General features: G+C 58.4%; 13 protein-coding genes. 4 read left to right on the top strand and 9 right to left on the bottom strand.

Annotated elements, in window-relative coordinates:
• The first annotated feature begins 60 nt into the window (after window positions 1–60).
• The 3 genes from alr (at window position 61) to ACZ5K9_RS14025 (ending at window position 3,750) form a co-directional block, all read left to right on the top strand.
• Window positions 61–1,191, top strand: coding sequence for an alanine racemase (gene alr / locus ACZ5K9_RS14035; RefSeq protein ID WP_464271952.1), 1,131 nt, complete (start codon window positions 61–63; stop codon window positions 1,189–1,191).
• A 74-nt stretch (window positions 1,192–1,265) separates the two neighbouring features.
• A complete protein-coding gene (gene argS / locus ACZ5K9_RS14030; protein ID WP_464271951.1) occupies window positions 1,266–2,939 on the top strand; it encodes an arginine--tRNA ligase in 1,674 nt (557 codons plus the stop codon).
• A 52-nt stretch (window positions 2,940–2,991) separates the two neighbouring features.
• Window positions 2,992–3,750, top strand: a complete 759-nt coding sequence (locus ACZ5K9_RS14025) for an SPOR domain-containing protein (RefSeq protein WP_464271950.1) — start codon at window positions 2,992–2,994, stop codon at window positions 3,748–3,750.
• Window positions 3,751–3,822: 72 nt separating this feature from the next.
• On the opposite strand, the gene ACZ5K9_RS14020 is transcribed toward ACZ5K9_RS14025, so the two are convergent.
• Window positions 3,823–4,956 (bottom strand): GNAT family N-acetyltransferase, encoded by a 1,134-nt coding sequence (locus tag ACZ5K9_RS14020; protein WP_464271949.1) that lies wholly within the window; start codon window positions 4,954–4,956, stop codon window positions 3,823–3,825.
• Window positions 4,957–5,123: 167 nt separating this feature from the next.
• Between ACZ5K9_RS14020 and ACZ5K9_RS14015 the strand changes: the two genes are divergently transcribed.
• Window positions 5,124–6,506 (top strand): dipeptidase, encoded by a 1,383-nt coding sequence (locus ACZ5K9_RS14015; RefSeq protein WP_464271948.1) that lies wholly within the window; start codon window positions 5,124–5,126, stop codon window positions 6,504–6,506.
• Between the two features lie 3 nt (window positions 6,507–6,509).
• Here the strand turns inward: ACZ5K9_RS14015 and ACZ5K9_RS14010 are convergent, their stop codons facing one another.
• The 8 genes from ACZ5K9_RS14010 to hisS all read right to left on the bottom strand — a co-directional run bounded on the left by ACZ5K9_RS14010 (window position 6,510) and on the right by hisS (window position 15,209).
• Window positions 6,510–6,740, bottom strand: a complete 231-nt coding sequence (locus ACZ5K9_RS14010) for a hypothetical protein (protein ID WP_464271947.1) — start codon at window positions 6,738–6,740, stop codon at window positions 6,510–6,512.
• Window positions 6,741–6,823: 83 nt separating this feature from the next.
• Window positions 6,824–7,474 carry a zinc-ribbon domain-containing protein gene (locus tag ACZ5K9_RS14005; RefSeq protein ID WP_464271946.1) on the bottom strand — a complete coding sequence of 217 codons (651 nt, stop codon included), beginning with the start codon at window positions 7,472–7,474 and terminating at the stop codon, window positions 6,824–6,826.
• A 231-nt stretch (window positions 7,475–7,705) separates the two neighbouring features.
• A complete protein-coding gene (gene hisD / locus ACZ5K9_RS14000) occupies window positions 7,706–9,040 on the bottom strand; it encodes a histidinol dehydrogenase (protein WP_464271945.1) in 1,335 nt (444 codons plus the stop codon).
• Window position 9,041: 1 nt separating this feature from the next.
• Window positions 9,042–9,842, bottom strand: a complete 801-nt coding sequence (locus ACZ5K9_RS13995) for a septal ring lytic transglycosylase RlpA family protein (protein WP_464271944.1) — start codon at window positions 9,840–9,842, stop codon at window positions 9,042–9,044.
• On the bottom strand, window positions 9,830–11,677 hold the full coding sequence (locus ACZ5K9_RS13990) for a triose-phosphate isomerase (RefSeq protein WP_464271943.1): 1,848 nt from the start codon (window positions 11,675–11,677) through the stop codon (window positions 9,830–9,832). The genes ACZ5K9_RS13995 and ACZ5K9_RS13990 overlap by 13 nt, the downstream gene beginning before the upstream one ends.
• A gap of 152 nt (window positions 11,678–11,829) precedes the next feature.
• Entirely contained in the window at window positions 11,830–12,030 is a 201-nt protein-coding gene (locus tag ACZ5K9_RS13985; protein WP_464271942.1) for a hypothetical protein, read from the bottom strand.
• Between the two features lie 45 nt (window positions 12,031–12,075).
• Window positions 12,076–13,902, bottom strand: coding sequence for an aspartate--tRNA ligase (gene aspS / locus ACZ5K9_RS13980; RefSeq protein ID WP_464271941.1), 1,827 nt, complete (start codon window positions 13,900–13,902; stop codon window positions 12,076–12,078).
• Window positions 13,903–13,937: 35 nt separating this feature from the next.
• On the bottom strand, window positions 13,938–15,209 hold the full coding sequence (gene hisS, locus ACZ5K9_RS13975; protein ID WP_464271940.1) for a histidine--tRNA ligase: 1,272 nt from the start codon (window positions 15,207–15,209) through the stop codon (window positions 13,938–13,940).
• Window positions 15,210–15,332: the final 123 nt, after the last annotated feature.

The raw sequence follows: 15,332 nt of genomic DNA, 5'->3' as shown, positions 1-15,332 counted from the left end.
GCCCATCCGTTGGAAACATCCTGCCAAAAAATGCAGTTTCTCGGGTGGAAGGGAATCCCCATGGCGTTAAACTGGGTGGAAATCGATCTGGCTGCCTTGCGACATAATTTTCTTCAAGTCCAAAGCCGCGTCGGCCCACAGGCGAAGATCCTCGCCGTTGTGAAATCGGACGCCTACGGGCACGGGATGATCCCCGTCGCCGAAGAACTCGCCGGCGCAGGAGCGGATTTCTTCGGCGTGAGCAAGTGCTGGGAAGCCTTGAAGCTGCGTTCGGCCGGGATCCGTCAGCCCATTGTCATTTTGGCCGGCATCGAACCTGCCGATGCCCCGAGTGTGATCGAAAAAGATCTTCGGCCTGCCGTCTACCGGATCGATCACCTTCGTATGCTCGAGGCAGCGGCCCACGAAGCAGGCAAACGCGTCCGCATTCATGTGAAGATCGATACCGGCATGGGACGTTTGGGAATCCCCATCCACGACGTGGGGGCATTTCTCGACCAATGGGCCGCCACGCGTCACGTGGATATCGAAGGGGTCTTTTCCCATCTGGCCACATCCGACGAAGCCGATAAGACGTTCAGCGTCTCACAGCTTCGGCACTTTCGAAACACCCTCCAGCTGTTCCACGATCGGGGCATTCCGTTTCAGTATGCTCACATCGCCAACAGCGGTGCCGTTTTGGACATCCCGGAAGCCCACTACCAGCTGGTGCGGCCGGGCATCATGCTTTACGGTTCAGCCCCTTCCGACCAAATTCTCGCCCCGGCACCTCTGCAGCCGGTGATGTCCCTTAAAACCAAAATCCTCCAGGTCAAATGGGTCCCTGCGGGCCTGAGTATCGGCTACGGACGCAGCTTTGTGTGCCCGCACAAGACACGCATTGCCACCGTGGCTGTGGGCTACGACGATGGTTATCCGCGGGTGCTTTCCAATCGTGGACAAGCCCTCGTGCACGGAGTTCGCGTGCCGATCGTGGGACGGGTTTCCATGAACCTGATCACCCTCGATGTCACGAAGGTGCCGCACGCCGCCGAAGACGATGAGGTCGTCCTCCTGGGCGCCCAAGGATCGGAGAGAATCACGGCGGAAGAAATCGCCGAAAAAGCTCAGACCATCAGCTATGAAATCTATTGCGCCATTGGCAAGAATCCCCAACGTCGTTTCCTCAACCGCTCCAACCATCTTGCATGAGCTCACACAGCGCATTATAAAGGCACGCTTCAGGCACATCACGCCATGTTTTCGTTCTGAGGAGGCAAACCCTAATGAGTGTTGTTCGAACCCGGCTGTACGCCATGATCCACCGAGCGGCGCAAGCGCTTTTGGCGGATCACGGCGTGTCCCACGAAGAAGATCTTGTCCTTGAGTTGGAAATTCCCAAGGTCGCCCAACACGGGGATTACGCCACCAACGCCGCCTTGACTCTGACACGGATGCTCAAGAAAAATCCAAGAACCATCGCTCAAGATCTCGTGGAGCGGATGGAAGAACGGAACAGCCTTGTGACCAAAACGGAAATCGCCGGCCCTGGATTCATCAACTTTTTCGTGCGTCCGGACCTCTGGGCCGACATCCTCAAGACCATCCACCAAGAAAGAGAGGCCTACGGTCAACAGGATTTCGGAAAGGGCACACGGGTCCAGGTGGAGTTCGTGAGCGCCAATCCGACAGGGCCCCTCCACATCGGGCACGGTCGAGGTGCCGCCGTGGGTGACGTGGTCGCCAACATCCTCAAAATCTGCGGGTACAGGGTGGACAAGGAATACTACATCAACGACACCGGCAAGCAGATGGATACCCTGGGTCGGAGCCTCTACCTGCGCTATCTGGAAGCTTTGGGCAAGCCCGTGGACTTCCCCGACGATCATTACAAAGGCGACTACATGAAGGACCTGGCAAGGGAAGTCGTCGAGCGTTGGGGAAACCGTTATGTGGAAGTCCCCGAAGAAGAGGCCTTGCCCTTTTTCACCCAGTATGCCGGTGAGCGCATTCTCCAAGGCATCAAAGAGGATCTGGAAGCTTTCGGGGTGATCCACGACGTGTGGTTCAGTGAGCGCTCGCTTCATGAAAACGGCGCTCTCCAGAAGACCATTGAAGCCTTGGAAAAGAGCGGGATGATCTACGAACAGGACGGCGCCAAATGGTTTCGCAGCACGGCTTACGGCGACGAGAAAGACCGTGTGGTGGTGCGGGCCAACGGCATCACCACCTACTTCGCAGCTGACTTGGCCTATCACAAGAACAAATACGAAAGGCATTACGACGTGGTCATCGACGTCTGGGGAGCGGACCACCACGGTTACGTGCCTCGGATGTCCGCGGGCATTCAGGCGCTCGGCCGCCGTCCCTCGGACTTGCGGATTATTCTCGTGCAGCTCGTGAACCTGCTTCGCGGTGGAAAACCCGTTGCCATGTCCACCCGAGCCGGAGAGTTTGTCACCCTCCGGGAAGTCGTGGACGAAGTGGGCAGAGACGCCGCTCGGTTCCTTTTCCTGACGCGCCGCTCCGACAGTCCCCTGGATTTCGACCTGGAAACGGCAAAAAAACACAGCAACGATAACCCGGTCTACTACGTCCAGTATGCCCACGCGCGATTGTGCAGCGTGTTCGAGGTGGCGGAGGAAAGAGGCGTGCCCACGTCCTGGGAGGCTCCCCCGGATCTGCGTCGGCTCACGGAACCCGCAGAATGGGAACTGATGAAACAGCTGGGAGAGTTTCCTCACGTGCTGGAAACCGCGGCCCGAAATCTGGAACCGCACCGGATCCCGTATTACTTGACGGATCTCGTTTCGGCTTTTCATAGCTACTACAATCATAACCGAATTCTCGGCGAGGACCCGGAGCTGACTCAGGCTCGGCTTTACTTGGCTGACGCCTTGAGAACGGTCATCCGAAACGGGCTTGCCGTCCTGGGGGTGTCGGCACCGCAAAAGATGTGACACCCCCTGAGGGTCACGACCGTCCGGACACCGCGTCCCGAGGAGTGCCGCCATGAGCCGCCTCAAGGAACGCCTTCATCAGTACGAGGAAGAACACGAACCGCGCCGGATACGGATTCACCTGACCGGTCTGCAAGCCTTTCTATGCATCCTCGTTTTCTTCTTGTCGCTGACCTGCGTCTTTGTCGCCGGGGTCTTGACCGGACGGGGCGTTCCCAAAGAAGCTAAAGACTCCATGACGCTCACGGGGGCGGTGTATCGCCTCCTAGGGGTCCGCCCTTCCGAGGAAGAGCCGGTTCCCAACGCCTCCGAGACGTGGATCCCCGCGGAAAAGATCCTCGGATCCCTGGAATCGGAAAAGGAATTGGCCTCCGTCCAAAAGTCGGCTCCGCCCGTGACCCCTCGGGCCGCCGCTCCCCCACCCCCCGCGACGGGTCGGAATCCTGCGCTCCCTGCGATTCCGGAATCACCCAGCGTCGCCGAACAGACCGCCCCCCTGCAGCCCGCCCAAGAAGAACCCCTGGAAACGTCGCTGTCCACTCCCACAACGTCAGACTCCTATGCCCTGATGGTCGCCTCCATGCGCCGTCAGGAAAATGCCGTTGCCCTCATGGATCGTTTGAAGAAGAAAGGCCATAAGGCGGCCATGGAACGCATAGCCGTCGGGGACCAGGATGTGTGGTACCGGGTGATCCTTGAGGGATTCGATTCTCGGCAGAAAGCTTTGGAATACGCCGCCCGTCTCAACAAAGAGGAAAAGCTTCAAGCCATTGTTATTCGTCGGGAGGGCTCAGGTTCCGGGGAGAATTGACCTTGTCCCCGGCTCCCGGATCTGACTTCGTCCGAGGGGGCCGACCCTTCGGCAGCCGGAATGCTGCGGCATTTATCGGGAAAACCGCCCTTCATCTTTCGGGATTCCCCCGTATCGGCCTAAGATGGCATGGGCCGTACGGGTTTCTTCTTCCCCGTAAAACTTGATGTAGTGTTGCACCGAGGTGTTTTCAAAACCTCGGAACGTCTTATGTTCTCCGCCGAAACCGGGGTCGAAGGTCCTGATCCCCTCGGCAATGGCGTAGCGGATAGGTTCGTAATAACAGACGGCAAAATGGAGAAAAGGGACCTGGCGGAAACACCCCCAGTAGCGGCCGTAGAGATGGTCACCCTTACGGTAAAAAAGTGCCAGTGCGATGAGCTCTCGGCCTTTGTGGGCTACGGAAAAAACGAGCCTGTGCCGGAACAGACGCCCGAGCATGTGAAAGAACCGGCGATTGAGGAACGGTCGAACGTCATCGCCCATGTACTTTCTCCACGTCATGCCGTAGAGATCGTAAATGGCGTCGTAGTAATCTTCGGGAACGTTTGCTCCAGGCACCATAGCCAAACGAATCCCCTCGGTTTCAATGTCCCGGATTTCCCTTCTAATCTTGTGGCGCCTCGGGGCTCGAAAACCTGCGAGGAAATCATCGAAGGTCGTGTAACCTTTATTTTTCCAGAGGCAATATTCGCTACGAACGCCGACGAAACCCTGCTGCAACAGAGCTTCATGGAGACCCGGCGAGGGATCGGCAAAAAAATAGATTCGGCTGGTGGTAAACCCTCTGGTCTCGCACACGAAATCCATGTATTCCCCGATGAGCTCATAGACCCTCAGGGCGTGGTGCTCCGAACCGTAAAGAAACCGATAGGCGGGAACGGGGGTCAGAGGCACTGTGGCCATGAGGCCCATGTAGTAGGGGTAGCCCGTGAGCTCGCCGAGAAAGCGCAACAAGCCCCCATCGCCAAATTCCACCCATGGCCGCGTCCTTTCATACAGGGGAGCCAGGGCCATAAGCCTTCCGTCTTCGTAGGCCAGGATGTGCCGAGGCACAAAACCCCGCTCCGGACTCAGCACCCCTGAGCGTTCCAGGCAATACAGGTATTCCCACTCCATCATGGGAGCAGCCAATCGGCCCAAGTGGTTCCACACCGCCGGATCCACCCTCTCAACGCCGGATACCATTTCAAAACGCACAGCCATGGGCTGGAACCTCTCTTTTTCCGAAATGTGGTAGGGCGATCCTATTCCAGGAGATCAACCAGGTCAACGGACAGGAAGGTTCTTTGCGCAGGCGCCAAAAGATTGTATGGTGCACTACGGTCGACTACGGTGTCTGCGAACCACAGTGCCCCAAAGGAGTGATCTTCATGAACTTGACGGACGTGTTCCAAAAAATCGACAGCAATCATGACCGATACGTCAGAGAGCTGAAGGAGCTGCTCGCGATCCCCAGTGTGAGCACCTATTCCCATCATCGCAGTGATGTGCGTCGGGCCGCCGAATGGGTACTCAACCATTGTAAAAGAATCGGGCTGGATGCCCATCTCCACGATACCGGCGGACATCCCGTGGTCACCGCGTCTCGTTGCCCTCATCCGGGTCGGCCCACCTTGCTCATTTACGGTCATTACGACGTTCAACCTGCGGAACCGGAAGACGAATGGAACACGCCCCCTTTTCAGCCGACCGTTCGCGAAGGTTTTCTTTACGCCCGGGGTGCCAGCGACGATAAAGGACAATTCTTCACCTACCTCAAGGCTCTGGAAGTGATTCTCGGGATCAAAGGGGATCTGCCCATCAACGTGAAGATCCTGGTGGAAGGAGAAGAGGAAGTGGGGAGCCCTCATCTCGGGGCCTTTCTGCTCAAGAATCGGGAAGCTCTGCGAGCCGACGCCATCGCCATCTCAGATGGCTCACAGTTCTCAGACACCATCCCGGCCATCACTTACGGCCTGCGGGGACTGTCCTATCTGGAACTCAATGTCCGAGGTGCCCGAACGGACCTCCACTCCGGAAGCTTCGGTGGGATCGCCCCCAATCCCATCCATGCGCTGGTGAGCATCTTGGCCAGGCTGAAAAACCCGGACGGAACCGTGGCAATCCCCGGGTTTTACGATGCCGTCGCCCCGTTGGAACCTTGGGAGCGCGAAGCCATGCGGGCCCTGCCTTACGACGAAGATCGGCTCAAAGCCTATCTTGGTTTGGAAGTCCTCTGCGGAGAATCGGGCTATAACGCGCTGGAATCCAAGACCGCCCGTCCGACCTTGGACGTCAACGGCATCTGGGGTGGCTTTGCAGGAGAAGGGGCCAAGACGGTGATTCCGGCCAAGGCCGGCGCCAAAGTGAGCATGCGGCTTGTGCCCCATCAACAACCAAAGGAAATCGCCGAGCTTTTCACACGGTATGTCATGGAGCTGTGTCCCAGGGAAGTGAGCCTTCAAGTAAAAGCGTTGCACGGCGCCGACCCGGTCCTGGTGTCTCGAGACCTGCCCCAGGTGCAGGCGGCCGCGCGTGCCATTCATACGGGATTCGGGGTCGCTCCCGTGTTCATCCGTGAAGGAGGATCCATCCCGATCGTCAATCTCTTCAAGGAAGTGCTCGGCTTGGAGGCGATTCTTCTCATGGGTTGGGGACGCCCCGACGATGGAGCCCACGCTCCCAATGAGCGGTTTTCGCTGAGTGATTTCAAGAAAGGCATCCGCTCGGCCGCCGCCCTCCTGTTCGAACTCCAGGCGTGCGGATGTCATTGACAGCTAGTGACGATCTCCCTCGTAGAGCACCAGGGGTTTCTGATCGCCGTAGGCGGCTCGGATTTCTTCCAAAAGCTGGTTTGTCGCCTGTTCGATCCGAGTGACATCCTGCTCACTCACGTTGGCGTCGGAAACGTGTTGCAACGACTCTTTGAGCCGAAGGAATTGTTTGATGATCTCCGGGCGGATTTTCCCTTCCCCCAAGTGATTGTTCAAATCGAGGATGGTGTTCACACAGCTTTCCACCCGCGCTCGAAAATGCTTCGAGCACTGGCCGTCCCTTCCGCGACGAAACATCCGAATCCACGATTTCCCGATCAGATCTGCCCCCTTTCTTCCAAAGCCTCCTTGAAAATGCGGTAAAAGCTCCGGGCCTTTTTCATCTCGCTATGCAGCACGGGCTGCATTCTTTCCAGATCGTCTTGATGGATCACCAGATCCACCTCCTTGCGGAACGCGGCCAGAGAGTCCATGGTGCGGTCGCGAAGGGTGAGAAGACAGACGAAAAGGCTGCGGCGCTGTGCCATGGGAAGGGATCTGAGAAAGTCAACGATCACGTGACGGCGGTCCGTCTCCTGGGGAGGTTCCCCCAAAACCAGCACCTCATAGCCCCCTTGGCGCAATCTGCGCACCGTCCGATCGGGATCTTCCTCAACGTAGGTCAGGAAGCCCATATCTTTGAGCCCCTGGATCAGAACGGCCTGCTGGGAGGGGTCGGAGACGCATACCAAAGCCGCCTTGGCCTCCTGCTCGATGACGTCAAGAAAGGCATCGTCGTCCGCACTTCCTTCCGCCATGAGGACTTCATCGGTCGAAGGGCGCGCTGTGCCGGGGTCCTCTCCGGTGGGGCTGTGCACCAGTATCGACTGTCGGCATCGGGGGCATTGCACTCGAAAGGTTTTCCCCTGAGGAACCTTTTCATCAGGCAGGCTCAGCGAAGTGTGGCAGTGTCCGCACGTAATCTTCACGGGCATCGTCCTTTGATCGTCGCGCGATGAATTTCCTTCCCCACCCTCTTGCCCTGTTTTTATGCGATCGATGGCCGTGAGGTCAACCTGCTATCCACTTTCCAGTATCCTCCGGCCGCCGTCTCCCCGTGGCGATCGCGGCAAGGGGCACAGTCCAGAATATCGCGCATCTTTTGGGGACGCGTCCCTCCACGAGCGCGGCCTTGCTTCACGGTAGCGGCCCGTGTGTCCTCAGCCGCGCTTTGCGGTTGCTCCCCTGTCCCAAGCCGCCGTGCGAACTTGCACAGACCGGGCATGGGCGTCCAAACGTTCCAGTGCAGCCAGAGCGGTGACCGCAGAAGCATCCCGTTCAAACGCTTTTCGGCTATAGGCCAAGACGGTGGTCTTCTTGAGAAAGGTCTCCACCCCCAAGGCGGAGGCAAATCTTGCCGTCCCACTTGTGGGCAGCACGTGATTGGGCCCCGCAAAATAATCGCCCAAGGCTTCCGGCGTGTGGGCCCCCATGAACACTGCGCCGGCATTGCGCACTGCGGGCAACAGCGCCCACGGATCCTCCACAAGGAGCTCCAGGTGTTCCGGAGCGAGCATGTTGGCCACTTCGACAGCCTCCTCCAGAGTGGACGTCCGGATAATGGCCCCGTACGCCGACAAGGCCTGGCGGGCGATCTCCTGCCGAGGAAGCCGACCCAATTGGTCCTCCAAAGCGCTCAGAATATCCACTCCTAACTGCGCGTCATCGGTGACACAGACGGCGCTGGCCATGGGGTCGTGTTCCGCCTGGCTCAGGAGGTCCGCAGCCACATGATGAGGGTCGGCTGTCTTGTCGGCAATGACCACCACTTCGCTGGGACCGGCCAGCCCGTCGATGCCCACTCGACCGGAAACCAGTTTTTTCGCAAGCGTCACATAGATGTTCCCCGGCCCGACAAGAACGTCCACGGGGCGGATGCTTTCCGTGCCGTAGGCCAAAGCCGCTACCGCCCAGGCGCTCCCCACTCGGTGAATACGATGAACTCCTGCCTCCCGAGCCGCCACAAGCAGATAGGGATTGAGGCTCCCGTCCCGCCGAGGGGGTGACACCATGGCAATGTCGGCGACCCCGGCCACTCCGGCGGGTACGGCCGTCATGAGCACCGTGGAAACCAGGGGGGTTTCCCCTCCTTGCCCCCCGGGCACATAGAGGCCGGCGGCCGAAACAGGCTGCACGAGCTGTCCCATGTAGCAACCGTCTGCACGGGTCATAAACCATGAGGACTGCTTTTGGTTTTCGTGAAAGCAACGGATGTTGTCCCGAGCCTGCCGGATAATGTCCACAAGAGTGCGGTCTGCCGACTCGTACGCACGGTCGATCTCCTCCGGATGGACCGTAATCCGATCCGCTGTAAAATCCGGGGCATCGAACCGCCGGGTCAACCGCACCAGGGCTTCATCCCCTTCGCGGCGCACCGCATCGATGATCTCCTGAACACGCCTTTCCACCTCAGGATCCACGGCCACTTGCCGCCGAGTCACCGCGCTGAAAAACAGATCGGCGTCCGCCGATGGATACATCAAGACCGGCACCATCTCACTGCCCCTCCAAAGCGATCACGAAGGCATCACGATACCCGTGTCGCTGAAATGTTTCCATGGACTGCATGGCCTGGTCCAGGTCCGGAAAAACCCCCACCTGCACCCTGTAAAAAATGGCACCGTCGACGGCCGCCGTGCGTACGGAAGCCGATCCGTAGCGCTTGTCCATTTCCTTTTTCAGGCGATGGGCATTGGTGGCGTTCTGGAAAGAGCCGACTTGAACGGCAAAAGGACCTTGACGGTAGGCTCGAAGAGGTTCCACCTGCCAGGAGGGACCCGAACCGGCAACCATCACAGGTGTCGTCACACGGACGGCTTCCACGACGACCGGAACCACCCCGTCGTTGTGGACGCCCAAGGCGCGGGCCGCTTCGTAGGATAAATCAATGATCCGTCCCGCCACAAATGGCCCTCGATCGTTTATCCGCACGATGATTGAACGCCCTGTGCGTTTATCCGTGACTTTGACATGGGTTCCAATGGGCAGGATTTTATGAGCCGCGGTCAGGGCATACATGTCGAACGGCTCCCCACAGGCCGTCGGCCGGCCGTGAAAGTCCCGCCCGTACCAACTGGCATAGCCTTCTTCACGAAAACCCTCGGCACTGGGAATGGGATAGTACCATACCCCATTGATTTGATAAGGCTTTTGAGTGCCTAACGGCGGAGGAGTTCCCGGGCGCGGGACACTGGGCGCGGGAGGTTTCTTCGGCGCACAGCCCAATCCCACCGCCACGACGACGACCAGTGCAGCCCCTAGGGCCCGCCACATCCACCGCACCGTCAACCGCTCCACGAGCGACCGTTCTTTTCCATCTCTTCCATTTTGGCCAGATCTTCAAATCGGATGTCGATGCCCAAAATGCCCACGATTTCTTCCATTTCGTTGCGGATGGGCGCCGACACCGTGATGCACAAGGCACCGGTGTAGCGAGACGTGTAAAAATCGGTGACGTGCACTTTGCCGTCCCGCATGGGCTCAATAAACCACGGACGATCCGAAAGATCCTCGCCCACTTGGGCCGACTCGTACTTGGCCCGATCCACGATGTGGACAATGTTCCGGGTGATCTTCCGGCCTTCGGCATCCGTGACGTACACATACTGAATGAAGGGATTGAGCTCCAGGAGTGTCTGCAACACGGGTTCCTGCAAAGAAGGGTCCATGCTCTTGACGGCAGCGTTTTCCACCACCTCCGCGACCAGGTGGGCCGCCAGGGAGCGGGCCCGTTCCTTGAGGCGATCGAACTCGCTGATGAAGTATTCGGGCAGATACCGTCTGGCCCACCGCTCCAGTTCCTCATTGGATATGGATGTGGTCCGCCCGGCGGCATACTCCTCCATGACGCGCTTGTGAATCTTGATAATCCCGGGATGCCGTTTGTCCAACCGCTGTTCACCAGTCAATCGCAGTCGGTTGTTCACCCAGTAGGCAATGCCCGCCACGCCGGATTTGTCCGTGATAATGACACTCACGGGGCGTTTCAGGAGCAGTCTCGTGTCGAAGATGTTGTAGATCTCTTCGTCTTTGACCAAACCGTCGGCATGAATGCCGGCTTTCGTCGCATTGAAATCTTCACCGACGAACGGATAATTGGGAGGAATCCGGTAGCCCAATTCCTTTTCAAAGTATTCTGCGGCATCGGTAATGGCGGTGGTGTCGATCCCGTCCATGGAGCCCCGAAGCCCGATGTATTCCATGATCAGGCCTTCGATGGGGGCGTTCCCGGTGCGCTCCCCGAAGCCCAGCAAAGTCCCGTTGGCGCCGCTGCAGCCATAAAGCCACGCCGTGGCGGCGCAGACCAGCACCTTGTGGAAATCATTATGCCCGTGCCATTCCAGGAGATGTCCCGGCACCCCGGCTTCGTCAATGAACGCTCGCACCAGCTTGGGGACGCTGCGCGGCAGAGCGGCTCCTGGATAAGTCACCCCAAAACCCATCGTATCGCAAAGGCGAATCTTGATATCAATGCCGCTCTCTTCCCTGAGTTTCATGAGTTCGATGGCGAAAGGGATGCAAAAACCGTACGTGTCCGCCCGGGTCACATCTTCAAAGTGACACCGCGGCTTGATGCCCTTTTCCAAGGCGGCGTGCACAATCGCGAGATATTTTTGGAGGGCTTCCTTTCGAGTGATCTTCATCTTGAGGAAGATGTGGTAGTCGGACACCGAGGTGAGTATCCCCGTTTCTTTGAGGCCCGCATCGACCACCAGTTGTAAATCGGCAGCGACAGCCCGCACCCACCCCGTGATTTCCGGATAGGTGTACCCCTTGGCCAAGCAGGCTTCCAATGCCCGACGGTCCTTTTCCGTGTAGAGGAAAAACTCCGACTGGCGAATCACACCCTTGGGCCCGGACATGCGGTGAAGAAACTCGAAGATCCGTTCGATCTGTTCCACCGTATAGGGCGGCCGGGCCTGCTGGCCGTCCCGGAAGGTAGTGTCCGTGATGAAAATGTCCTCCGCCGGGTCGATGGGCAAGAGTTTATGATCGAAATCGATCCTCGGCACTTCCACATACGGAAACACATTGCGCATGAGGTTGGGTTCGGGGACATCGACCAAGCGATGACGCCAAAACCCGGAATGCTCATGGTCCAACACGCGCTTTTTTTCATTCCACCGGGCCATGGAGATCTATCTCCCCCCTTGTTCTATGAGATTGCATCTATACCCAAAACTGTCTTGCCGAAGATATCATTTTGAATCCACGTCTCTTCCGTGCTCTAGGGTCTCCTATCGGATGTTCACCAGACAAGGGCGTCGATCCGGACGTTTGAACATCAGCCCACGCGGTCTCGTTCCACCGCTTCAGGTCTCTCGTTGGGCCGAATCCCATGCACAGGACTGTTGCTCTCGTCGGGGCGCCCCCGTGGTCGCCCCGATACCGCGCCGCACCCTGGTCCCATGGACCGCACCATTTCAGGGCAGATTCGGGGCTCTGCCCCTACGGTATTGATGCCCCAGGCGGGCATCGATTCCATATCACGACCCCTAAACAATAGTACCTTGGCGGGGACGGCCCGGATTCAGCTCCCCCCTGTTTCCACCTTGATACACAGTTCCAGCAACTGATTCACATCCGGCTCCGACGGGGCTCCGCTCATGAGGCACGTGGCTTTCTGCGTCTTTGGAAATGCGATGACATCCCGAATGGATGGAACGCCCGTCATGAGCATCACCAGACGGTCGAAACCGAAAGCGATCCCGCCATGGGGTGGTGCGCCGTATTGCAAGGCATCCAAAAGGAAGCCGAACTTTTCCCGCGCTTCCCTATCGCCGATACCCAGCGCCGCAAAGATCCTTTTCTGGACATCCTCGCGATGAATCCGGATGCTTCCCCCACCGATTTCGGTGCCGTTCAAGACGAGATCGTAGGCGCGGCTGCGCACCTTCAACGGGTCTTTTTCGAGGAAATCCATATCCTCTTCCAGTGGGGATGTGAAGGGGTGATGAACGGCAACATAGCGCTTTTCATCCGGATCCCACTCCAGGAGAGGAAAATGGGTGACCCAACAAAACCGGTAATCCCCTTTTCGGACAAGACCAAGCTGATGGGCAAGACGTGTGCGCACATTCCCAAGAGTTTCGTGGACCACGTGTGGCTGATCCGCCATGAAAAAGAGGATGTCTCCGGGGTGCCCGTGCATCCTTTCCGTGATGGCGTCCCGGATCGATTGGCTCAAGAACTTGGCGATGGGAGACTGCCAGCCGTCGGGCTGGAGTTTGGCCCAGGCCATGCCTTTGGCGCCGAACCCTTGAGCGTAGTGGACCAGATCGTCCAGGTCTTTTCTGGACAGGCGCCCCCCGTCGGGCAGCCGAAGGCTTTTCACAAGGCCACCCCGCTCGGCGGCCTCTCGAAACACACGAAAATCGCAGCCGTGAACTATGTCCGTCAGATCGGTCAGCTCCAGGCCGAAACGCAGGTCAGGCCGGTCCGTGCCGTAACGATCCATGGCCTCTCGGTAAGCCAGCCGGGGAAAGGGTGTCGAGAGATCCATCCCCAGCAGCTCCTTAAACAAGAGGCTGATCCAGCCTTCGATCAAGGAGTAGACGTCTTCTTCTTCAATGAAACTCATCTCCAAGTCCAATTGGGTGAATTCGGGCTGCCGGTCAGCCCGCAGGTCTTCATCCCGGAAACATTTGACGATCTGCATGTAGCGTTCGAAACCGGCCACCATGAGCAACTGCTTGAAGAGCTGCGGAGACTGAGGCAGGGCGTAGAATTTCCCAGGATTGACCCGACTCGGCACCAAGTAGTCCCGGGCGCCTTCGGGTGTGCTTTTGGTGAGCACCGGGGTTTCCACCTCGATGAACCCGCGTTCGGCAAAATAGTTCCGCGTCAGAAAGGCCACCCGGTGCCTCAACCGCAGATTGGCCTGCATGGAAGGGCGCCGCAGATCCAAATACCGGTATTTCAACCGCACGCTCTCACTGGCCTCGGTCTCGTCTTCAATGAGGAACGGCGGCGTCTTGGACACGTTAAGGATTTTTAGCGAATCCACCAAGACTTCGATGTCCCCCGTCTGGAGCTTGGGGTTCGCCATGCCTTCGGGGCGTTTGCGCACCGTTCCTTTCACGGCGATGACGTACTCGCTGCGCAAACCATGGGCCGTTTCGTGGGCGAAGACGTCAGCCTGTGGGTCGAAGACGATTTGAGTTATGCCCTCTCGGTCTCTCAAGTCCACAAAGATGAGGCCTCCGTGATCGCGGCGCCTCTGGACCCACCCCATCAAAACCACCTCTTGGCCGGTATGCTCGAGCCGCAGGCTGCCGCAGTCATGGGTACGACGCCAACCGTTCAAAGAACTCAATTCCAAGCTCTGAGATTCCAGCTGTTTTGCTTCCTGATCCACTGCATGCTCCTGTCCGTTTTTGATCTCAATGGCCTTTAGGCCGTTTCGCAACGAAGCCCCCGGGTGAGGTATTCCACCACGAGCGTGCGCGGAACTTCGCGTTGTTCTTTTTCCACCATGTGCCGGACCACCACCACTCCCTTGTGCAATTCCTCTTCGCCCAGAATGACCACCACTGCAGCGCCCAGCTTATCCGCCCGGCGCATCTGGCTCTTCAGGCTCCCCCCACCGTGGGCCAGCTCCACGGCTACCCCATGGCGGCGGAGATCCTGGGCAATTTGAAATCCTGCGGTTGTGGGTTTTTCCCCGAGGATGGCAATGAAGACATCCGGTGCTTTAGGGGACAGTGTTTCCTCTTGCTGCAATAGGAGGATCAGCCGCTCCATGCCGATGGCAAATCCAATGCCCGGAAGGTCCGGTCCTCCGAGATCGCGCATCAGGCCGTCGTAGCGCCCACCGCCGCCCACGGCGTTTTGGGCCCCAAGCCGGTCCGTGATGACCTCAAAAGTGGTCCGCATGTAGTAGTCCAAACCGCGCACCATCCGCGGATCCACGTCGAAAGCCACATGGAGCTGTGACAAGTAATCCAGAACCTTGTCAAAATGCCGGGCGCAGCCGTCGCACAAATACCGCCCCAGCTCCGGAGCGCCGGTCAGGGCCTCGCGGCATCGACCCACCTTGCAATCGAAAACCCGCAGGGGATTCACATGACGACGCCGATCGCAATCCGGGCACAACTGCGATGCGCGCTCCTCGAGGAACTTTTTCAGGTCCTCGCGGAAAACGGGGCGGCACTCGGGACAGCCCAAGGAATTGACATGCAGTCCAACATCCGAAAGACCGATGCGCTCGAGAAAATCGCAAAGCATGATCATGACTTCGGCGTCCAGCAAAGGATCGTCGATCCCAAACACTTCAGCGTCGATCTGATGGAATTGACGATACCGACCCTTCTGGGGCCGCTCATGTCGAAACATGGGACCGATGGTGTAGAACTTGCGGGCCAAGGGGTCCGCCTGAAGGTTGTGTTCGATAAAGGCGCGGACCACCGAAGCTGTCGCCTCCGGCCGCAAAGCGAGCCACTGGCCCTTGCGATCCGGAAAAGCGTACATCTCCTTTTCCACAATATCCGTGCTCTCCCCGATGCTTCGAGCGAAAAGCTCCAGCTTCTCCACCACAGGGGTCCGGATTTCCCGGAACCCGTAAAGCTCCAGCACTTCCCGCGCCGTCGCCTCCACCTTCTGCCACCAATGGACGGCATCCGGCAAAATGTCGTTCATGCCGCGAACCGCTTGCACTCGCTCCACACCCTCACCCTCATGCTCCGCTCCGGGAAGCGTCCTCAGCCCGGATAGCGGGAAGATTCTCGCACAATGCCTCCGTCGGCCTTTTGCAGGTCATAAAGGGTTTCTAGTAGAAAACGACCTGGG

The sequence above is a fragment of the Desulfosoma profundi genome (genome assembly GCF_055387865.1).
Note: the sequence above shows the minus strand (reverse complement) of the source record. Positions and strands in the feature narration are given on the sequence as shown.

Coding starts and splice junctions, on each gene's coding strand:
- alr (WP_464271952.1), top strand. CDS start 61: ATGGCGTTAAACTGGGTGGAAATCGATCTGGCTGCCTTGCGACATAAT.
- argS (WP_464271951.1), top strand. CDS start 1,266: ATGAGTGTTGTTCGAACCCGGCTGTACGCCATGATCCACCGAGCGGCG.
- ACZ5K9_RS14025 (WP_464271950.1), top strand. CDS start 2,992: ATGAGCCGCCTCAAGGAACGCCTTCATCAGTACGAGGAAGAACACGAA.
- ACZ5K9_RS14020 (WP_464271949.1), bottom strand. CDS start 4,956: ATGGCTGTGCGTTTTGAAATGGTATCCGGCGTTGAGAGGGTGGATCCG.
- ACZ5K9_RS14015 (WP_464271948.1), top strand. CDS start 5,124: ATGAACTTGACGGACGTGTTCCAAAAAATCGACAGCAATCATGACCGA.
- hisD (WP_464271945.1), bottom strand. CDS start 9,040: ATGGTGCCGGTCTTGATGTATCCATCGGCGGACGCCGATCTGTTTTTC.
- ACZ5K9_RS13990 (WP_464271943.1), bottom strand. CDS start 11,677: ATGGCCCGGTGGAATGAAAAAAAGCGCGTGTTGGACCATGAGCATTCC.
- ACZ5K9_RS13985 (WP_464271942.1), bottom strand. CDS start 12,030: ATGGAATCGATGCCCGCCTGGGGCATCAATACCGTAGGGGCAGAGCCC.